Annotated in this window: 16 protein-coding genes; 6 read left to right on the top strand and 10 right to left on the bottom strand. The window is 67.0% G+C overall.

Features of this window, described 5'->3' with window-relative positions:
* The 8 genes from ACGLHR_RS43830 to ACGLHR_RS43795 all read right to left on the bottom strand — a co-directional run.
* A partial coding sequence (locus tag ACGLHR_RS43830; protein WP_400102122.1) for a TolC family protein occupies window positions 1–605 on the bottom strand: 605 nt, incomplete at its 3' end.
* Complete coding sequence (locus ACGLHR_RS43825; RefSeq protein WP_400102121.1) at window positions 602–3,727, bottom strand: efflux RND transporter permease subunit; 3,126 nt, start codon at window positions 3,725–3,727, stop codon at window positions 602–604. The genes ACGLHR_RS43825 and ACGLHR_RS43830, both read right to left, overlap by 4 nt.
* Window positions 3,727–4,800: an efflux RND transporter periplasmic adaptor subunit gene (locus ACGLHR_RS43820; RefSeq protein WP_400102120.1), complete on the bottom strand. Its 1,074-nt coding sequence runs from the start codon at window positions 4,798–4,800 to the stop codon at window positions 3,727–3,729. Before ACGLHR_RS43820 ends, ACGLHR_RS43825 begins: the two co-directional genes overlap by 1 nt.
* A gap of 95 nt (window positions 4,801–4,895) precedes the next feature.
* Window positions 4,896–5,420: a hypothetical protein gene (locus ACGLHR_RS43815; RefSeq protein ID WP_400102123.1), complete on the bottom strand. Its 525-nt coding sequence runs from the start codon at window positions 5,418–5,420 to the stop codon at window positions 4,896–4,898.
* A gap of 12 nt (window positions 5,421–5,432) precedes the next feature.
* Entirely contained in the window at window positions 5,433–6,299 is an 867-nt protein-coding gene (locus tag ACGLHR_RS43810) for a carbohydrate ABC transporter permease (RefSeq protein ID WP_400102119.1), read from the bottom strand.
* A gap of 1 nt (window position 6,300) precedes the next feature.
* Entirely contained in the window at window positions 6,301–7,233 is a 933-nt protein-coding gene (locus ACGLHR_RS43805) for a carbohydrate ABC transporter permease (RefSeq protein ID WP_400102118.1), read from the bottom strand.
* Window positions 7,230–8,273, bottom strand: a complete 1,044-nt coding sequence (locus ACGLHR_RS43800; RefSeq protein WP_400102117.1) for an ABC transporter ATP-binding protein — start codon at window positions 8,271–8,273, stop codon at window positions 7,230–7,232. The genes ACGLHR_RS43805 and ACGLHR_RS43800 overlap by 4 nt, the downstream gene beginning before the upstream one ends.
* Before the next feature lie 50 nt (window positions 8,274–8,323).
* Entirely contained in the window at window positions 8,324–9,730 is a 1,407-nt protein-coding gene (locus ACGLHR_RS43795) for an ABC transporter substrate-binding protein (protein ID WP_400102116.1), read from the bottom strand.
* 318 nt (window positions 9,731–10,048) lie between these two features.
* Between ACGLHR_RS43795 and ACGLHR_RS43790 the strand changes: the two genes are divergently transcribed.
* Both ACGLHR_RS43790 and tdh read left to right on the top strand, forming a co-directional pair.
* Window positions 10,049–11,251: a glycine C-acetyltransferase gene (locus ACGLHR_RS43790; RefSeq protein ID WP_400102115.1), complete on the top strand. Its 1,203-nt coding sequence runs from the start codon at window positions 10,049–10,051 to the stop codon at window positions 11,249–11,251.
* Window positions 11,252–11,399: 148 nt separating this feature from the next.
* Window positions 11,400–12,455: an L-threonine 3-dehydrogenase gene (gene tdh / locus ACGLHR_RS43785; protein WP_400102114.1), complete on the top strand. Its 1,056-nt coding sequence runs from the start codon at window positions 11,400–11,402 to the stop codon at window positions 12,453–12,455.
* Between the two features lie 70 nt (window positions 12,456–12,525).
* On the opposite strand, the gene ACGLHR_RS43780 is transcribed toward tdh, so the two are convergent.
* A complete protein-coding gene (locus tag ACGLHR_RS43780; protein WP_318236904.1) occupies window positions 12,526–12,963 on the bottom strand; it encodes a universal stress protein in 438 nt (145 codons plus the stop codon).
* Between the two features lie 349 nt (window positions 12,964–13,312).
* Here ACGLHR_RS43780 and ACGLHR_RS43775 point away from each other — a divergent pair, with 349 nt between their 5' ends.
* Entirely contained in the window at window positions 13,313–14,395 is a 1,083-nt protein-coding gene (locus ACGLHR_RS43775; protein WP_318236905.1) for a Glu/Leu/Phe/Val dehydrogenase dimerization domain-containing protein, read from the top strand.
* A 123-nt stretch (window positions 14,396–14,518) separates the two neighbouring features.
* Here ACGLHR_RS43775 and ACGLHR_RS43770 read toward each other — a convergent pair whose 3' ends face one another.
* Window positions 14,519–15,418 (bottom strand): LysR substrate-binding domain-containing protein, encoded by a 900-nt coding sequence (locus ACGLHR_RS43770; protein WP_400102113.1) that lies wholly within the window; start codon window positions 15,416–15,418, stop codon window positions 14,519–14,521.
* A 105-nt stretch (window positions 15,419–15,523) separates the two neighbouring features.
* On the opposite strand from ACGLHR_RS43770, the gene ACGLHR_RS43765 reads away from it, so the two are divergent.
* The 3 genes from ACGLHR_RS43765 to ACGLHR_RS43755 form a co-directional block, all read left to right on the top strand.
* Entirely contained in the window at window positions 15,524–16,363 is an 840-nt protein-coding gene (locus ACGLHR_RS43765; RefSeq protein WP_400102112.1) for an SDR family oxidoreductase, read from the top strand.
* Between the two features lie 57 nt (window positions 16,364–16,420).
* Window positions 16,421–16,894 (top strand): (2Fe-2S)-binding protein, encoded by a 474-nt coding sequence (locus tag ACGLHR_RS43760; protein ID WP_400102111.1) that lies wholly within the window; start codon window positions 16,421–16,423, stop codon window positions 16,892–16,894.
* Window positions 16,895–16,904: 10 nt separating this feature from the next.
* On the top strand, window positions 16,905–19,097 hold a 2,193-nt coding region (locus tag ACGLHR_RS43755; protein WP_400102110.1), incomplete at its 3' end, for a molybdopterin cofactor-binding domain-containing protein.

Here is a 19,097-nt window from a genome sequence, read left to right as displayed (position 1 = left end):
CTGGCCAGCGCGGCAGCGGTGCGGGCACGCTCGGCCAGCAAGAGCTCATGGTCCATGGGCGCCGCATCGCCGGCCTGCACCCGGCGCGCGGTCACGGCCGCCAGCTCGCCGGCCAGGCTGTCGTTGCTCTGCGCCGCCAGCCGCGCCTGTTGCGCGCGCAGCGCCCCGAACCACAGCGACAGGATCTGCCGCGAGACTTCATGGCGCGCATCCATCACGGCGAGCTGCCCGGACTGCACCGTGGCATCGGCCAGCGCGCCATCGGCGTCGGCCTTGCCCCATAGCCGCAGCGGTCGCTCCAGCGCCAGTTGCCCTTCGGCAAACCGGTCGGACGGCTCGCGCACCTGGCGCCGCTGCCCGATGGCGCGCACCACGGCCTCGGCGGTGCCGGCACGGATGCCGTCCGCGCGGGCCAGCACCGCATCGCGGCGGGCCTCGGCCATCTGCACGTCCGGCGACTGGCCGACGGCGTCGCGCACGGCGGACTCAAGAGGCAGGACGCCGGCTTCGGAGGACATGTCAGCTTGCGCCCTGGCGGTGCCCGACATGCCGGCGGCGACCGACAGGACGGCAGCCACCGCCATCTTGCTCGATACGATCCTCATTGCGCCTCTCCTAGTGCCATGCGGCCTTGCCTATCCTCGCGCGACCGCGCCACGCCGAAGCGCTCGAACAACAGCGGCAACAGCAGCAAGGTCAGCGCCGTGGAGCTGACCAGCCCGCCCGAGACGACGATGGCCAGCGGACGCTGGATCTCCGAGCCCGGCCCGGTCGCCAGCAGCAGCGGAATCATCCCCAGCGCCGTGATGCAGGCGGTCATGAGGACCGGACGCAAGCGGTCGCGCACGCCGATTCGCACCGCCTCGGCCATTGGCCGCCCTTCCTCCAGCAAGGTATTGAAATGCGAGACCAGCACCACGCCGTTGAGCACGGCAATGCCCAGGAGCGCGATGAAGCCGACCGAGGCCGGCACCGACAGGTATTCGCCCGCCACCCGCAGCGCGGCGATGCCGCCCACCAGCGCGAACGGAATATTGGCGATGACGAGCGCCGCCTGGCGGATCGAGCGGAAGGTCAGCATCAGCAGCAGGAAGATCGCGCCCAGCGCCAGCGGCACCACCAGCGCAAGGCGCACGGCGGCGCGCTGCTGGTTCTCGAACTGCCCGCCCCAGACCACGCGCAGTCCCTTGGGCAGTCCGGACAGGCCCGCCACGGCCGTTTGCGCCTCCTGCACGAAGCCGGTCAGGTCGCGGCCTTCCACGCTGACCTGGATCACCGCAAAGCGCCGGCCGTCTTCATGGTTGATACGCACAGGCCCTTCCACCCGCCGCACCTGCGCCAGTGAAGTGAGCGGCCAGGGCGTGCCGTCCGGCGCCGTCACCTGCAAGCTGGTGAAGGTCTCCGGCGTCTGCCGCAGGCTATCGCCGCCACGCAGGATCAGCGGCGTGCGCACGGCGCCCTCCGGCACGATACCAATGCGCTCGCCCTCCACCTGTGCGCGCAGCAACGCTTGCAGCGCATCGCCGGAGAGCCCCGCGCGGCCGACGGCGGCGCGGTCCAGCGCGAGCGTGAGGTACTGCACGCCCTCGTTGCTGGGCGCGATGACTTCGGCCGCGCCGGGGATCTTGCGCACGCGCGCGGCAATGGCCTGCGCCGCGGTGTCGATGGCACCGAGATCAAAGCCGAACACCTTGATCGCCACGTCGCCGCGCGTGCCGGTCAGCATCTCCGAGACGCGCATCTCGATGGGCTGGGTGAAGCCATACACCACGCCCGGGAAGCGCTCCATGACGCGGCGGATGGCAGTGGCGATGTCTTCCTTGCTGCCGCGCCACTGGTCCTTTGGCTGCAGCACGAGGAAGGTGTCGGTCTCGTTGAGCCCCATCGGGTCCAGGCCTAGATCGTCCGAGCCGGAGCGCGCCACGATCGAGCGGATCTCCGGCACCTCGGCCAGCAGCGCCTGTTGCACCCGCAGGTCCAGGTCCACCGAGGTGGCCAGCGAGACCGACGGCGCCTTCTGCAACTGCACGATCATGTCGCCTTCGTCCATGGTGGGCATGAAGGTCTTGCCCACCGACAGGTAGAGCGCCACCGCCACGGCCAGCGCCACGCCCGCCGAGGCGAAGACCGTGCGGCGATGCTGCGCGCTCCAGTCCCGCAGCCGGGCAAAGCCGCTTGCCACCTTGCGCATCAGGTACGGCGTCTCATCCGCATGCGCGCGCAGCAGCAGCGACGCCAGTGCCGGCACCACGGTGAATGCGATCACCACCGACGACGCCAGTGCCAGCACGATGGTCAGCGCCACCGGGCCAAACAGCTTGCCCTCCAGGCCTTGCAGCGACAACAGCGGCAGGAACACGATCGCGATGATCGACACTCCGGCCAGCATCGGCACCGCCACGCTGGCCACGGCATGGCGGATCACCGCGCCGCGCAGCGACGGATCGGACTTGCGTTCGTGCGCCTTCGCCAGAGCGGATTCGATGTTCTCCACCACCACCACCGCCGCGTCCACCAGCATGCCCAGCGCAATCGCCAGGCCGCCCAGGCTCATCAGGTTGGCGGTCAGCCCCACGTAGCGCATCAGCAGGAAGGTCGCCAGCATCGACAGCGGCAGGGTTGCCGCCACCACCAGCGCCGCGCGCAGGCCGCCGAGAAACAGGTACAGCGTGACCACCACCAGCAGGCTGGCCTCGATCAAGGCCCGTACGACGGTGTTGGCGGCACGCGTGACCAGCTCGCCGCGGTTGTAGAACACATGGGTGGACATCCCCTTGGGCAACTGCGGTGCGAGTTCATCCAGCCTGGCCTGCACATCGGCGACCAACTGGCGGGCATCGGCGCCACGCAGCGCCAGCACCAGCCCCTGCACCGCTTCACCGCGCCCGTCCTTGCTGACCGCGCCGTTGCGCGTGGCCACGCCGAGCCTGACGGTGGCCACGTCGCCCACCGTCACCAGCGGCATGCCATTGCGCCCGCCCGGCGCGGCAACGACAACCTGGCGCAAGTCTTCCACGCCGCGCACGCCGCCTTCCACGCGCACCACCCAGTTCTCGTCGCCCTGCTCCACCCGGCCCGCGCCATCGTTGCGGTTGTTGGTGTCGAGCGCCTGGCGCAGTTGCTCCAGCGTGACGGCGCGGGCGCGCAGCCGCGCCGGGTCGGGGATGACCTCGTAGCTGCGCACCTCGCCGCCGAGCGCGTTGACATCCGCCACGCCGGGCACCGTGCGCAGGGCCGGGCGCAGCACCCAGTCCAGCACGCGGCGGCGTTCGGCCAGCGAGAAGGCGTCGCCCTCCACCGTGAACATGAACATCTCGCCCAGCGGCGTGGTGATCGGCGCCAGCCCGCCGATGGCGTTGGGCGGCAGGTCGCGCAGCAGGCCGGCGAGCCGCTCGGACACCTGCTGGCGGGCCCAGTAGCTGTCCACGCCTTCCTCGAAATCGACCGTCACGTCGCTGATGCCGTATTTGGACACCGAGCGGACGATGGTCTTGTGCGGAATGCCCAGCAGCTCCTGCTCGATTGGCGTGGACACGCGCTGCTCGACTTCCTCCGGCGTCATGCCGGGAATCTTCAGGATGACCTTGACCTGGGTGGGCGAGATATCCGGGAAGGCATCGATGGGCAACTTCATGTAAGCCCACGCTCCGGCCACAGCCAGCACGCAAGCGGCAATCAGCACCAGCGCCCGCTGGCGCAGGGAGAATTCAATCAGGCCGGCGAGCATCACTGACCTCCCGCCAGCATGCCCTTGAGCGCGCCCACGCCGGCCACCGCCACCCGCGTGCCGGCCGGCAGTGCACCACGCACGGTCGCCGCGGCATCGTCCACGGCTTCCACCACCACGGTCTGGTAGCGCACGCCAGTCTTGGTTGCCACGAACACGCCAGGCGTGCCGCGCCAGTACGTCAGCGCCGTGGCCGGCACCCGCGCGCGGCCCGCGCCGGTGGCGTCGGGCCCACTACGCAAGTGCACGATCACATTCACGCTTTCGCCGGCCTGCAGGCTGCCGCGTTTGTCCAGCACCGCGCGCACGCGCACGGCGGCGGTGCCGTCGCTCGCGGGCACCACGCCGGCCACCTGGCCGGTGGCGCCGCGCTGGCGCACTTCCACGCGCTCGCCGCCGGTGGGGGCCGGCATGTCGCGGCCGACCAGCAGCTCAAGCTCCAGCGCGGTGGGATCGACGATGCGGAACAAAGCCGCCGCCCCGTCCACGCGCGTGCCGGGCACCGCGTTCACGTCGGCGATCAGCCCGGCGCGGCCGGCCATCAGTTGGGGCTCGCCCGAGCCCCCGGCGAACACGATGCCCGCGGCGGCCATCTCGGCCTCGCGAGCGCGCACCATGCCCGCTGCCTCGGCGGCGCGCGCCTGCGTGGCTTGCCAGCGGCTGCCGGGGATGATGCCGTCTTCATGCAAGCCGCGGTCCCGCGCCAGCGCCAGCCGCGCCAGGTTGGCCTGCGAGCGCGCTTCCGCCAGCGCGCGCCCGGCCTCGAACAACTGCGGACTGGCAAAGGTGGCCAGCGGCTGGCCGGCGCGCACCGCCTGGCCAATGGCAACCAGCACGCGCGAAACCATGCCGGCATAGGGCGCGGCTACCACGTACTGCGCATCGGGCTTGAGCACCACGCGAGCGCTGGCGCCGGTTTCGAGTTGGGCGGCAGCGGCGACCGGATCAAACCGCACGCCGAGCGCGCGGGCCTGGGCATCGGACAGCGCCAGCGCCTGAGCGCTCGCCATGCCAAAGGGAAACAGCGTCGACGCGACCAGCGCGCCAACGAAAAGAATGCAACGGGAAAACATGCCTGACTCCAAAGCAGGATGGAAGCGCCCGGCTTGCCGTGATCAGCCTTGATCAGGCGCGCGAGCGTGCACCGCCGGCATGGCCGGCAGGGGAATCAGGATGCGAAGGGAGGGGCGTGCGCCGGGGGTGGCCTGCTGTCGCTGCCACGCCAGCGGGGCGGCGTGCGCTCGCGCCACGGCAGGCGCCGGAACACCGGCAATGGACGCGCGGCAAACAGCAGGAACGCGAAGACCAGGCCGATGAGCACATCGGCAGCCTGCACGTGGAGGGAAAAGGCAATGGGGCCGATGGCGGTCTGCACATCGACCTCGAGTGGCTCGACCGCGATCAGCGCGGCGGAACCTGCAGACGAAGCGGAAGGAGAATAGGAATTAACCGCACCTTGCAGCGCCGTGTGCACGTGCAGGCCATGGAGTTTCGGGGTTCCGAGATGGCCGTGCAGAAGCGGGGTGAGGAGCTGCATTGCAAACAGCAACAGCAGCAGGGCTCCCCGCCAGAAGGAGGGGCGGTCTGCGCGAAACATGGCGCGATTGTAGCCGACGTTGAGGCAGCGGCGCAGCTTGTGGATTGGCCGTCCGCACAGCCCGCCCGCCCCCTCGGCGCTTCCTGCGCCGGCCACTGCCAAACCCGCTCACTTCACCGCGCCCACGGTGAAACCCGCGACAAAGCGGTCGACGAACAGGTTGTAGAGCACCGCTACCGGCACGCTGACGACCAGGCAGGCGCCCATCAGGGAGCCCCAGAAATAGACGTCCCCGCGCACCAGGAAGGTCGGCACGCCAACACTGACGGTGTACTGCGACGAACTGGTGATAAAGGTGAGGGCATAGACAAATTCCTGCATCACCAGCGTCAGCGTGAATATGACTACGGTCAGGATGCCGGCCGACGACAGCGGCACCACCACCTTCAGGAAGGCGCCGAAGCGGCTCAGCCCGTCCATCATCGCCGCTTCTTCGATATCGCGCGGCACCGCCTTGAAAAAACCCATCATCAGCCAGGTGCAGAACGGCACGGTGAAACTCGGGTACACCAGCACCAGCGACCACAGCGAATCCTGCAGCCCGAGCGCGCCGATGATTCGGGAGAAGGGAATGAACAGGATGGTGGGCGGGATCAGGTAGGTCAGGAAGATGGCGATCGCCAGCTGCCGCCCGCGGCTGCCTGCCAGCCGGGCCAGGCTGTAGCCGGCGGGCACCGCCAGCAGCAGGGTGATGGCCACCACCAGCGCCCCCACCAGCAGCGTATTGGCGATCCAGCGCAGGTACTGGGTCTCCAGGAACAGCACGCGCAGGTTGTCCAGGGTGGGCGGCTGGTTGAACAGGAAGGGGTTGTTGGCCGTGTTGATCAGGTCGTGGACATCCTTGAAGGTGGTGATCAGCATCCAGTAGAAGGGAAAAGCACAGAACCCCGCGAAGACGGCAAGGATGGCGACATGGCCGAAGCGCGCGCCCCAACGCTCGCCACGGTGCTTCCAGCGACGTGCATCGGCACGCATTTCAGGCTACCTCCGCGCGGTTGGCGACGGTCAGCAGCAGGGCCACCACCGCTACCAGCAGCGGGAACAGGAACAGCGAGATCGCCGCGCCCTCGGCCAGGTCGCCGCCCTGGATGCCGGTGAAAAATGCCAGGCTGGCCAGCACCTGCGTGGTGTCGTAAGGCCCGCCACGTGTCAGCACGAAGATGATGATCATGTCGGTGAGCGTAAACACGATGCCGAACAGAAGCGCCACCAGCATGATCGGCATCACCAGCGGGATATTGATGCGCAGCAGGTGGCGCCAGAAGCCGGCGCCGTCCATGGCGGCGGCATCGTGGATATCCTGCGGGATGCCGTGCAGGCCGGCCAGGATAATGACCGTGGCCAGCGGCAGCAGGCGCCAGACATCCACCAGGATCACCGACGCCATGGCCAGGTCCGGCTGGCCCAGCCAGATCGGCCAGGTATTCGGGCCGAGCAGGCCGAGCGCGCGCAGCGTCCAGTTGATGATGCTGTAGACCGGATCGAAGATCCACAGCCAGCCGATCGAACCCAGCGAGATCGGCGCCACCCACGGCAACAGGATCAGCAACCGCACCAGCCATTTGCCGCGAAAGTCGCGCAGCAGTGCCAGCGCCAGGATCTTGGCCAGGATCACCACCAGCGCCTGCGACACCAGCGTGAACACCAGCGCATTGGCGAGCGAGCGCCAGAAGGTGGGGGTCTGCACGATGCGCCGGAAATTCTCCAGGCCAACGAAATGCATGGCGCGGCTGCCCACCGTGATGTCGGACAGGCTGTAGTAGATCGACAGCAGGAAGGGAAAGCCGAGCAGCAGCGCGATATAGATCAGTGCCGGCGCCAGCATCAGGACGCCGAGCCAGCGCTCGCCCTCCAGTGCACGCCAGGTGCCGGGTGACGGCGCAAGCGCGACGGGAACCCGGGCGCTCATGCCGGCCCCAGGGACGGCGCCACGCCCACGCTGGCGCCGGAATGTGGATCAAAGCGCCTCAGGTCGGCACGCCGCACCACGAACGGGTAGCGCGCGCCGGTCTCCAGCGGGAGGGTGACCGTGCAGGGAATCCGCGAGATGACCTTGGCGGGCGGCAGCGGTGGCTCCAGCAGGCCGTACACCAGCCGGTCGGAACCGAGGTTCTCGATGCGGGTGACATGGAACGGGAAGGGTTCCAGCGTTTCATCGTCACCGTAGACGGCGCGCGGCAGGAAGTGCTCCGGCCGGAAGCCCGTCACCACCGCCTGCGTGTCGACCAGGTTCATCGGCGGCGAGCCGATGAAGGTAGCCACGAACGTATCGGCCGGCTGCTCGTAGACTTGCTGCGGCGTGCCGATCTGGTGCACACGGCCGTGGTCGAGGATGGCGACCCGGTCGCCCAGCGCCAGCGCCTCGATCTGGTCGTGCGTCACGTAGATCGTGGTGGCCGCCAGGCGCCGCTGCAACTGTTGCAATTCCTCGCGCGCGGAAGTCCTGAGCTTGGCGTCCAGATTGGAGAGCGGCTCGTCCAGCAGGAAGGCCACCGGATCGCGCACCACCGCGCGCGCGAGCGCCACCCGCTGGCGCTCGCCGCCGGAGAGCTGGCGCGGCTTGCGCGCCAGCAGGTGGCCGATGCCAAACAGCGCGGCGGCCCAGTCCACCTTGCGCGCGATCGCCTCGCGCGGCATGCGCTGCGCCTGCAGCGGGAAGGCGATGTTGCCCGCCACGCTCAGGTGCGGATAGAGCGCGTAGCTCTGGAACACCATGGCCATGTTGTGCGCGCGCGGCGGCAGCCCGGTGACGACACGGCCGCCCACCAGGATGTCGCCGGAGGTGGGCGCTTCCAGCCCGGCGATCAGGCGCAGCAAAGTGGTCTTGCCCGAGCCGGACGGGCCCAGCAGCACCAGGAACTCGGCCTCGCGCACGGCAAGGCTGATGCCGTCGACGGCGTTGTCGCCGTCGAAGCGCTTGGTGAGCGAGCGGGTCTCCACCGTGGCCATGGCTTATCGGCCCACGCCCATCCCGACGCCACCGGCCCGGCGGGGGCAGCTCATACCAGCCCTTTCTCCCGCCACTTGGCGAAGATCCGCCTGCAGGTGGCTTCCGCGGCGCGGATGGCATTCTCCGGCGTTTCGTCGCCGGTGGCGGCCTTGGCGAACATGGTGTTGAGCACCCAGGTATTGAAGATCTCGTCGGTGGCCGCATTGGCATAGCCGGGGTAGCCGACATTGGTGGCCTGGTTCATCAGGGTGCCGAGCACCTTGTACTTGTCGCGCGGCTTGGCCTTGGGGTCGTCGGCGATCAGCTTCTGCAGGTCCGGCACCGTGCTCGGGAAGCAGGGGAAGTTGTAGTACTCGCTGCCAAGGAAGCCCTGGCGGAAGTTGTCGATATAGTCCACCAGGAACTTCTTGGCGCCCGCGATGTTCTCGGCGAACTTCCAGATCACGTAGCAGTCCATCACGTGCTCCATGCCGATGCGGCGCACCGGGCCACGCAGGGCCTGGGTCAGCCAGATGTCGGGCGTGACCGGGATGCTCTTGTTCTCGCCTTCGCGCGTGATGGAAATGGCGTTCAGGCAAAGCGAGATCTTGCCCGCCAGCATGGCGCGGTTGTTGGACGACGGATCCCACGCCAGCACCTCCGGCGTCATGCTGTCCTGGTACAGGGCCTTGACGAACTTGACCGCCTCCAGCGTGTTCTTCGAATTCAGCACGACGGTATGACGCTCATCCTGGATCGAGCCGCCGAATGCGAAGAGGATGGTTCGCATCGCCATCGCGGTGTCGAGTTCCGCCGACAAGCCAATGCCCACCGGCACGTTGTGCTTTTGCTTGATCTTGCGGCCCGCGCTCAAAACATCGTCCCAGCTGTCCGGCGGCGCCATGCCGATATCGTCCCACAGGTCCTTGCGGAAATTGATCGGGTCCGGCACGAAACTGTCGGAAAAGCCGAAGTACTTCTTCGTCTTCGGGTTATACGTACTCTTGATCGCCAGCTCGACCGGCTTGCCATGCTTGCGCTGGCATTCCTCGTAGATCTCGCGATGGTCGATGACCTGCTCCTCGTACACTGGCGCCGGCGACAGGAACATGAACAGGTCGTGCCCTTTCTGCGCCGATACCTCGGCGGCGGCCCGCGTGGCCAGCGCGGGGATCCCCACGTGATCGACGATGACCTCGGTATCGTTGCGCTGGCCCCATTCCTTCACATAGGTGTTGTCGAACCACTTGTCATAGCCCGGCACGAAGTGGTTCCACTGGAGGATCTTCAAGGTGTGCTTGGCTGCCTGCGCCCGGCACGGCAGCACAAAGGGGCCAAGGCCGGCGGCAAGCGCGGTCGCCGCGGCGGCCTGGATCAGGCGGCGGCGCCGCGCGTTGTGGCAAACAAGGGTGCCGGTCGATCCGTGCCGGCGAGAATAGATGATTCGCTCGATAGGTGCAATGCGTTCTTCGTTCATGGCCGCCTCCGCCAGCAAGCCGGTAGCTGGCATGCGCGCCAATCGCGGTGGCATGCGCAACCTCACTTAAGCTCACTTAAGGATAGGAGTTGCCGCCCCTAAGGAAAAGAGACAACGGCTTGATTTCATTGGGTTTCCGATCCAATCCTGGGACCTGCGGGCCCTGCCGCATAGCAGCATCGGTAGCCGGCGCCGCCCACCGCTTGGCGCACCGCAGCACAAAACACGCGCACCGCAAACCGGTATTCCTCCGGCTTTCGCCATACCATGGAGGCTGGCGCCAGCCACGCCGCCCAACAACCTAGCCAGGGGCCTTCCATGCGCGACCGCTATCTCTCCCACCTCCGCGATACGCTAGACAGCATCCGTGCCGACGGCTTTCACAAAGCCGAGCGTGTCATTGCCAGCCCACAGGCAGCCGACATCCGGCTCGCGGGCGGTGAGCACGTGCTGAACTTCTGCGCCAACAATTACCTGGGCCTGGCCGACGATCATCGCCTGATCGAGGCGGCCCGGCGCGGTCTGGAGCAGGATGGTTTCGGCATGGCGTCGGTGCGCTTTATCTGCGGCACGCAATCGGTTCATAAGACACTGGAAGCGGTACTCGCCAAGTTCCTGCACACCGGCGACAGCATCCTCTACTCGAGCTGCTTCGACGCCAACGGCGGCCTGTTCGAGACACTGCTCGATGACCAGGACGCCGTGATCAGCGACGAACTGAACCATGCCAGCATCATCGACGGCGTGCGCCTGTGCAAGGCAAAGCGCTACCGTTACCGCAACAACGACATGGCCGACCTGGAGGCGCGGCTGCGCGAGGCCGATGCCGCCGGCGCGCGCTTCAAGCTGATCGCCACCGATGGCGTGTTCTCGATGGACGGCATCATTGCCGATCTCAAGTCCATCTGCGACCTGGCGGACCGCTATGGCGCGCTGGTGATGGTGGACGACTCGCACGCGGTCGGCTTTGTCGGCCAGCACGGGCGCGGCACGCCGGAGCTATGCGGCGTGGAAGGCCGCGTGGACATCCTTACCGGCACGTTCGGCAAGGCGCTGGGCGGCGCCTCCGGCGGCTATGTGGCGGCGCACCGGGAAATCGTGGAACTGCTGCGGCAGCGCTCGCGCCCGTATCTTTTCTCCAACTCGCTGGCGCCAAGCATCTGCGCCGCCACGCTGAAAGTGCTGGACCTGCTGGCCAGCGACGAAGGCGCCACGTTGCGCGCCCGCGTGCGCGAGAACGGCGAGCACTTCCGCCGCGAGATGACGGCGCTTGGCTTTACGCTGGTGCCAGGCCAGCATCCCATCATCCCGGTAATGCTGGGCGATGCCGCGCTGGCTTCCGGCATGGCCGATGCCTTGCTGGCCGAGCATGTGTACGTGGTGGGTTTTTCCTTCCCCGTGGTGCCCAAGGGCCGGGCTCGCATCCGCACGCAGATGAGCGCGGCGCATACGCCTGAGCAGATAGAGCGGGCGGTGGCGGCGTTCGCCAAGGTGGGCAGGAAGTTCGGCGCTATCGCCTAAGAGGTTGTTTCAAAATGAAGCGAAGCGGTTCTGGCTAGGCGCGCGGCCGCAGACAGTACAAGTGGTACGGCAAGGCCGCGCAACGACGCCAGAATCTTTTTGAAATGGCCTCTAAGCTTGAACCAAGCCTGGAGACAGGAGGCACCCCATGAAAGCCCTCGCCAAACTCGAACGCGCCCCCGGCCTGACGCTGACCGAGGTCCCCGAGCCCGAAGTCGGCCACAACGATGTGATGATCCGCATCCGGCAGACGGCCATCTGCGGCACCGACATCCATATCTGGAAATGGGACGAGTGGGCGCAGAACACCATCCCCGTGCCGATGCAGGTAGGGCATGAATATGTCGGCGAGATCGTCGCCATCGGGCAGGAGGTGCGCGGGCTGGCCATTGGCGACCGCGTCTCCGGCGAGGGACACATCACCTGCGGCTTCTGCCGCAACTGCCGCGCCGGGCGCCGCCACCTGTGCCGCAACTCGGTTGGCGTGGGCGTGAACCGCGCCGGCGCGTTTGCCGAGTACCTGGTGATTCCCGCCTTCAACGCCTTTCGCATTCCCGACGACATCCCGGACGAGATCGCTGCCATCTTCGACCCCTTCGGCAACGCCACGCATACCGCGCTGTCGTTCAACCTGGTGGGCGAGGACGTGCTGATCACAGGCGCCGGCCCCATCGGCATCATGGCCGCCGCCATCGCGCGCCACGTTGGCGCGCGCAATGTGGTGATCACCGACGTCAACGACTACCGCCTCGCGCTGGCGCGCAAGATGGGCGCCACCCGCGCGGTCAACGTGCAGCATGAAAACCTCAAGGACGTGGCCGCCGAGCTGCATATGACCGAGGGCTTCGACGTTGGCATGGAGATGTCCGGGGTGCCAAGCGCCTTCGCCACCATGCTCGAACACATGAACCACGGCGGCAAGATCGCCATGCTGGGCATTCCGCCGTCGAAGATGGCGATCGACTGGAACCAGGTGATTTTCAAGGGCCTGGAGATCAAGGGCATCTACGGCCGCGAGATGTTCGAGACCTGGTACAAGATGGTCGCAATGCTGCAAAGCGGGCTCGACCTGACGTCCATGATCACACATCGCTTCAGCGTGGGCGACTTCGAGGCCGGCTTTGCTGCCATGCTGTCGGGCAACAGCGGCAAGGTGGTGCTGGACTGGACGGCACCGGGCAAGGCGGCCGTCGCCGCGGGCTAGAAGCGCATTGCACGCCTTGCGTAGGCGGCCGTCCCACCGCAGGTTGCCAAAACGCGGCTGCGGTGAGGCGTTAGCGATACACCAGCACGGGGATACTGCTGTGCGTGAGCACCTTGTTGGTCTCGCTGCCAATCAGCACGCCCTGCAAACCGCGCCGCCCGTGCGAGGCCATCACGATCAGGTCGCATGCGTTTTCCTGGGCAGCCTGGATGATGGCCTCATAGGGATGGTCATGGATGGCGGAAAGGGTCTGGCAAGGCACATCCGCCTCCTCGGCTTCGGCAGCCAGGGTTTTCAGGTAGTCCATCGTATTGCGGGTGGCTTCCTGCACGAACCGCGTACGGGTGTCGGCCAGCAATTCCACCTGGTACGTATAGACGTGGAAATCCGGGATCACCCGGATCACCGTGACCCGGGCTCGCATCTCGCGGGCAAACACCAGGGCCTTGCGGAACGCGGCTTCGGACAGGGGCGAGCCGTCTACGGGCAGCAGCAGATGCTGGAACATGGTGCCCTCCTGGCACGCGAAGCGCACAGGCCACCGCGCAGGTTCCTGCGCACGCTTCGCTCGGGTTGAGGATTACCTCGCTCCAAGTATAGGTGTGCCGGTGCCGCACACACGCCGCCCCCTTCATCCAGCCGCGATTTCCCGGTAACATCCAGCACCGGTTCCGCGCCACGACGCGGCACCAAGCGTTTACCCGAGGCCGGGCCGCCACACAATGGCAGCCCGGCCTTATCAAGACGGCAGCCGCCCGCCGGCAGCCGTTGCAACTGCACCGCTTTGCAACCCAATGCGGTGGACCCGGAAAGCGAAGCTACCTCTTTGCATTCCCAATCTTCCTGGAGAAGACGCTTTGACTGAACGCATCAACGCAGAGGCCGCCGGCCGCCTGTTCGGCACTGGCGAAGGCCCGTCCCACGAGCGTGTCACGCTCGCCACCGATCCCGAGTCCGGCCTGCAGGCCATCATCGCCATCTACAGCACCAGCCTTGGCCCCGCGTTTGGCGGCTGCCGCTACTGGGCCTACCCTGCCGAGAGCGATGCCCTGACCGACGCCCTGCGCCTGTCGCAAGGCATGGCCTACAAGAATGCGCTGGCCGACCTGCCCTTCGGCGGCGGCAAGGCCGTGATCCTGCGCACCCCGGCGCAAACCGACCGCACCAAGCTGTTCCGTGCCTTCGGCCGCATGGTCGAATCGCTGGACGGCCGCTACATCACCGCCGAAGACGTCGGCACCACGGTGGAAGACATGATCGCCGCCCGCACGCAGACCCGCTACATCAGCGGCATGCCGCGCGAGGGCACCTTTGGCGGCAACCCGTCGCCCAAGACCGCCTATGGCGTGTTCGTCGGCATCGAAGCCGCCGTGCGCTACGTGCTGGACCGTAACAGCCTGCAAGGCGTATCCGTTGCCGTGCAAGGACTTGGCTCGGTGGGCTGGGACCTGTGCCGCCAGCTGCATGCGGCCGGCGCGCGGCTGATCGTGGCCGATATCCATGGCGCCAAGGCGGAGCAGGCGCGCGAGCAATTCGGCGCGCAGGTGGTCTCCACCACCGCCATCACCAGCGTCGCCGCGGATGTGTTCGCGCCCTGCGCGCTCGGCGCGGTGATCACCCCGGCGGTGGCCGAGGGCTGCCAGTTCAAGATCGTCGCGGGCGGCGCCAACAACCAGCTCGCCTCGCTGGACGAGGGCGACACGCTGCAACGCCGCGGCATCTTCTATGCGCCGGATTTCCTGATCAACGCTGGCGGCATCATCAGCTGCGCCCGCGAGTACCTGGGGGGTGCCGAGGAAGCGGCGGTGCAAGCCGAGGTGGCGCTGATCCGCGAGCGCGTGTTCACGCTGGCCCAGCGCGTGGAGAAGAGCGGGCTGGCGCCCGCGCGCGAGGCGGTCAACTGGGCGCAGGAGAAGCTGGCGCAGGGGGGCCAGGCTTAAGAGGGGTTCCTCGGTCCGGCCAGAAACGGCCGGACCCGGACATCTGGCCAAAGACCGCTCCAGACGGGCTTTGGTCGGTCGGAGCGCGGCGTCGCCGGCGCGCTTGCCAGCATTCCAGCCTGCTCAAGGGCTGGAATGCGCCAGCACGTAGTTCACAAGGGCCTTCAGCTTGGCAGGCTGCTGCCGCCTGCTGGGATAGTACAGATAGAACCCTGGAAAGGTCGGCGAGAAGCTGCTCAAGACGCGCTTCAACGTCTTGGCTCGGATGTGAGGCAGCGCAAGCTGCTCGAACGTGTACGCCAGTGCAATCCCCTCCAGCGCGGCCTCAACCGAGAACAATGAATCGCTGATCGTGAGATTGCCGCTGATCTCGTACTCGACGATCCGGCCGTCGACCTCGAGCTCCCACTTGTGAATGGCCCCGCTGCCTGAAAACCTGAACCGCACGCAGTTGTGGTTTATCAGATCGGAGGGGTGCCGCGGCACCGGATGCCGCTTGAAGTAGTCGGGCGATCCAACGATGGATACGGCAACCGGGCCACCGAGCGGTAAAGCGATCATGTCCTTCTGGACACTCTCACCCATGCGAACGCCTGCGTCGAACCCTCTTTCAACGATGTCCACGTAGCCCTCGTCATTCGTCAGCTCGACCTGGACGTCGGGGTAGGCCTTCAGGAACCCGGCCAACAGCGGCTGGAGGACCATGGCGATCGAGATTCGCGCGGCGTTGATGCGCAGCACGCCCGATGGCCGGCCCTGAAGCGCATGAAGTTGTTCCCCGGCTTCCAGCACGTCGCTCAGTGCCGGCCCGATCCGGGACAGGTATGCCTCGCCCGCCTCAGTCAGGCTGACGCTGCGGGTGCTTCGGTTCAGAAGCCTGGCGCCGAGCCGGGCCTCCAGATGGCGGATCGCCTGACTGAGCGCCGAGGGCGAGACCTCGAGTGCTGCCGCTGCGGCAGAGAACCCCCGATGCTCTGCGACCTTCCAGAACGCGAGCAACCCATCAAGCTGATTGAGTCTCATATTATGAAGATTATCTTCAAAAGGTAATCAGTACTTAGGTGTTTTTCTTCTCAGTCCATTAGCCTACAGTGAAGCCCATCGAAAAGGAACTGTGGGAGTTCAAGCATGGGCAAGGTCTGGTTTATCACAGGTGCAGGTAGCGGCATCGGCACCGGCACGGCCAAGGCCGCGTTGAAGGCCGGCGATCGCGTCGTCGCTACAGGCAGAAACCTGGAGAAGGTGCGCAATGCCTTGCGCGACGTGGCCGGCGAGAGCCTTGAGGTTCTCCAGCTTGACGTCCGCGATGCGGCGCAGGCAACGGCCGTTGTCGACCAAGCGCTGAAAAAGTTCGGCCGCATCGACGTGGTCGTGAACAGTGCCGGCTACAGCCTGCTGGGCAATTTCGAGGAATTGGAAACGCCGGACATGCAGCGCCTGTTCGCGACCAACTTCTGGGGCGTGAACAACGTGATGCGGGCAGCGCTGCCGGTCATGCGCAAGCAGCGCTCCGGGAGCATCATCAACATCAGTTCCGTGGCGGGCGCAGTCGGCCTGATGCACTGCGGCGCCTACAGCGCGAGCAAGTTCGCCGTGGAGGGCCTGTCGCTTGCCGTTGCCGAGGAAGTCGGAAAGTTCGGGATCAAGGTCACGGTGGTGGAGCCGGGATTCTTCCGCACGGATTTGCTGGACGCAGCCAATGCCGAGTGGCCGCGCAAGCGCATCGATGATTACGCTGCGGCCGAGGACAGCGCCGAGGCGATGTGGTCTCCATACGCCGGCAAGCAGCAGGGCGATCCCGACAAGCTCGGTCAGGTTCTGGTGACGCTTTCTGGCATGGAGACCCCACCGCGCGTGTTTGTGGCCGGCAGCGACGCGTTGGCGGTAGTTGCCCCCGCCGTGGAAGCTCGATTGAAGGCAGTGCATGCCTTCGATGCGCTTTCGAAGTCGACCGACGGCAACTTCTGATCACGAGCCGAGCCGCTCGCACCCCGGACCACCCGACCTTTGAAGAACTGACCCAACATGAGCACGCTCAACATCAACGGCCGTGCGCACACGGTCGACGCCGACCCCGGCACGCCCATCCTCTGGGCCCTGCGCGACACGCTCGGCATGACCGGCACCAAGTTCGGCTGCGGTGCCGCGCTGTGCGGTGCCTGCACCGTGCATCTGGACGGGCAGGCCATCCGCTCGTGCATCACGCCGATTTCCGCCGCCGAGGGCAAGAAGATCGGCACCATCGAAGCCGTCACCGATGGCAGCGACCGGGTCGGCACCGCCGTGCATGCAGCGTGGGTCAGGCACGACGTGGCGCAGTGCGGCTACTGCCAGAGCGGTCAGATCATGAGCGCCACCGCGTTCCTCGGATCGCTGCCTCGCGGCAAGCAACCCACCGCCGCCGAGATCGACACCGCCATGGCAGGCAACATCTGCCGCTGTGGCACCTACGCCCGCATCCGCGCCGCGGTGGCCGACGCCGCCAAGGCCCTCGCCTGAAGGAGCCGCCATGTTGCCCAATTTCGACCACGGCGAAATCCCGCGCGCGCTGCAGCACCTGCTGGCGCGCGGCCACGCCGGCGAAGCTTCCACGCTGTCGCGCCGTAGCTTCCTGAAGCTGACCGGTTCTGTCGGCCTGGCGCTCGGTGCTTTCCCCCATCTGGCCATAGGACAAGCCACCAGCAGCGGCCAGGCCACCGGCGCCCTGAAGCCGACGCAGCAGCCATCGGCCTTCGTGCAGATTGCCCCCAGCGGCGAAGTCACGGTGACCGTCAACCGGCTTGAGTTCGGCCAAGGCGTGCAGACTGCGTTGCCGATGATCCTCGCTGAGGAGCTCGACGCGGACTGGCGTCTGGTGCGCAGCCGGCACGGCTCGAACGACGCTGCCTACGTCGACCCACTCTTCGGCATTCACCTCACCGGCGGCTCCCATTCGGTCAAGAACAGCTTCACGCAGTACCGCGAGCTCGGTGCGCGTGCCCGCGCGATGTTGTTGTCCGCGGCGGCAGCACAATGGAACGTGGACGCGGCCACGCTGCGCACGCAGGCCGGGACCGTGCTAGGCCCGGGTGGTCGCAAGCTGACCTACGGCGAACTGGCCGAAGCCGCCATGGCGCTGCCCGTGCCCGAGAAAGTCACACTGAAGAATTCCAAGGACTTCCGCATCATTGGCTACCCCACCACGCGCCTGGATGCGCGTGCCAAGAGCAGCGGGCGTCAGGACTTCGGCATCGACACGCACCTGCCCGGTCAGCTCACCGCCGTGGTGGCGCATCCGCCCGTGTTCCGCGCGCGACTGGCCACGGTGGACGACAGCGCCGCGCGCGCCGTCAAAGGGGTGAAGGCCGTGCTGCGCCTGCCGCTGGACGGCGGCGGCGAAGGGGTGGCCGTAGTGGCAGACGGCTACTGGCCGGCCAGGCAGGGGCGCGACGCACTAAAGCTGCAGTGGGACACGGCCTCGGTGGAGAAGGTGGACAGCGAACGGTTGCTGGCCCAGTACCGCGAGCTGGCCGGCCGCCCTGGCCCGCGCCGGTTCGACGCCGATATGGCACCGCTGGCCAATGCCCCGCGCCAGCTGGAAGCCGAATTCGTGTTCCCCTACCTGGCCCACGCGCCGATGGAGCCGCTGAACTGCACCGTCCAGCTGTCGGACGGGCGCGCCGAGCTGTGGGTCGGTACCCAGTGCCCCGGCCTGGACGGTGCCGCGGCCGCGCGCGTGCTGGGTCTCAAGCCCGGGCAGGTGAAGATGCATGTGCAAATGGCGGGAGGCGGCTTTGGCCGGCGTTTCGTGGGCACGAGCGACTACGTGGTCGAGGCCTGCGAGGTTGCCAAGGCCGCTCGCGCCGCCGGCCTGAACGTGCCGGTGCGCACGCTCTGGAGCCGCGAGGACGACATCAAGGGCGGCTACTACCGCCCCATGCACCTGCATCGCGCACGCATCGGCTTCGATACGCGCGGCAAGGTGCTGGCCTGGGACCATGTCATCGTCGGCCAATCCATCACCTCGGGCACGGTGTTCGGGGAATTCCAGGTGAAGAACGGCATCGACGCCACGGCCACGGAAGGCATGCGGGCCCCCTACCCACTGCCCATGCGCCTGACCGTTCACCATCCCAAGCCCAACGTGCCGGTGCTGTGGTGGCGCAGCGTGGGTTCCACCCACACCGCCTACGTGATGGAGACCTTGCTCGATGACATCGCGCGCGCCACCAGGCAAGACCCGGTCGCCTACCGCATGGGCCTGTTCGGCGACAAGCACCCTCGCCACCGCGCCGCGCTGCAACTGGCGGTGGACAAGAGCCGCTATGGCAAGAAGCAGCTGCCTGCAGGCCGCGCCTGGGGCGTCGCGGTGCACGAGTCCTTCGACTCGGTGGTCGCCTATGTGGTGGAGGCCTCGGTGCAGCAGGGCCGCCCGGTGCTGCATCGTGTCACCGCGGGCGTGCATTGCAACCTGGTAGTGAATCCGCGCACCGTGGAAGCCCAGGTGCAGGGCGCGGCGGTCATGGGCCTGTCGATGTGCCTGGCAGGCTCGGCCATCACGCTAAAGGATGGCATCGTCGAGCAGAGCAACTTCGGCGACTTCACGGTGGCGCGCGTCACCGACATGCCCGCTTTCGATGTCCACATCGTTCCTAGTACTACTGTGTTAAAAAATAAGGCATTATTTGCTTATCTTCAAGTGAGTTACGAGGAAAGCGATGGA

Origin of the sequence: Cupriavidus sp. CuC1, from assembly GCF_044627735.1 — a bacterium.
Taxonomy (GTDB): Bacteria; Pseudomonadota; Gammaproteobacteria; order Burkholderiales; family Burkholderiaceae; genus Cupriavidus; species Cupriavidus ulmosensis.
Note: the sequence above shows the minus strand (reverse complement) of the source record. Positions and strands in the feature narration are given on the sequence as shown.

Excerpts from the sequence above, each read along its gene's own strand:
- tdh (WP_400102114.1), top strand. The coding sequence starts at position 11,400 with ATGAAAGCCCTCGCCAAACTCGAACGCGCCCCCGGCCTGACGCTGACC.
- ACGLHR_RS43810 (WP_400102119.1), bottom strand. The coding sequence starts at position 6,299 with ATGCGTGCCGATGCACGTCGCTGGAAGCACCGTGGCGAGCGTTGGGGC.
- ACGLHR_RS43820 (WP_400102120.1), bottom strand. The coding sequence starts at position 4,800 with ATGTTTTCCCGTTGCATTCTTTTCGTTGGCGCGCTGGTCGCGTCGACG.
- ACGLHR_RS43825 (WP_400102121.1), bottom strand. The coding sequence starts at position 3,727 with ATGCTCGCCGGCCTGATTGAATTCTCCCTGCGCCAGCGGGCGCTGGTG.
- ACGLHR_RS43765 (WP_400102112.1), top strand. The coding sequence starts at position 15,524 with ATGGGCAAGGTCTGGTTTATCACAGGTGCAGGTAGCGGCATCGGCACC.
- ACGLHR_RS43795 (WP_400102116.1), bottom strand. The coding sequence starts at position 9,730 with ATGAACGAAGAACGCATTGCACCTATCGAGCGAATCATCTATTCTCGC.
- ACGLHR_RS43800 (WP_400102117.1), bottom strand. The coding sequence starts at position 8,273 with ATGGCCACGGTGGAGACCCGCTCGCTCACCAAGCGCTTCGACGGCGAC.
- ACGLHR_RS43760 (WP_400102111.1), top strand. The coding sequence starts at position 16,421 with ATGAGCACGCTCAACATCAACGGCCGTGCGCACACGGTCGACGCCGAC.
- ACGLHR_RS43805 (WP_400102118.1), bottom strand. The coding sequence starts at position 7,233 with ATGAGCGCCCGGGTTCCCGTCGCGCTTGCGCCGTCACCCGGCACCTGG.
- ACGLHR_RS43780 (WP_318236904.1), bottom strand. The coding sequence starts at position 12,963 with ATGTTCCAGCATCTGCTGCTGCCCGTAGACGGCTCGCCCCTGTCCGAA.
- ACGLHR_RS43770 (WP_400102113.1), bottom strand. The coding sequence starts at position 15,418 with ATGAGACTCAATCAGCTTGATGGGTTGCTCGCGTTCTGGAAGGTCGCA.
- ACGLHR_RS43790 (WP_400102115.1), top strand. The coding sequence starts at position 10,049 with ATGCGCGACCGCTATCTCTCCCACCTCCGCGATACGCTAGACAGCATC.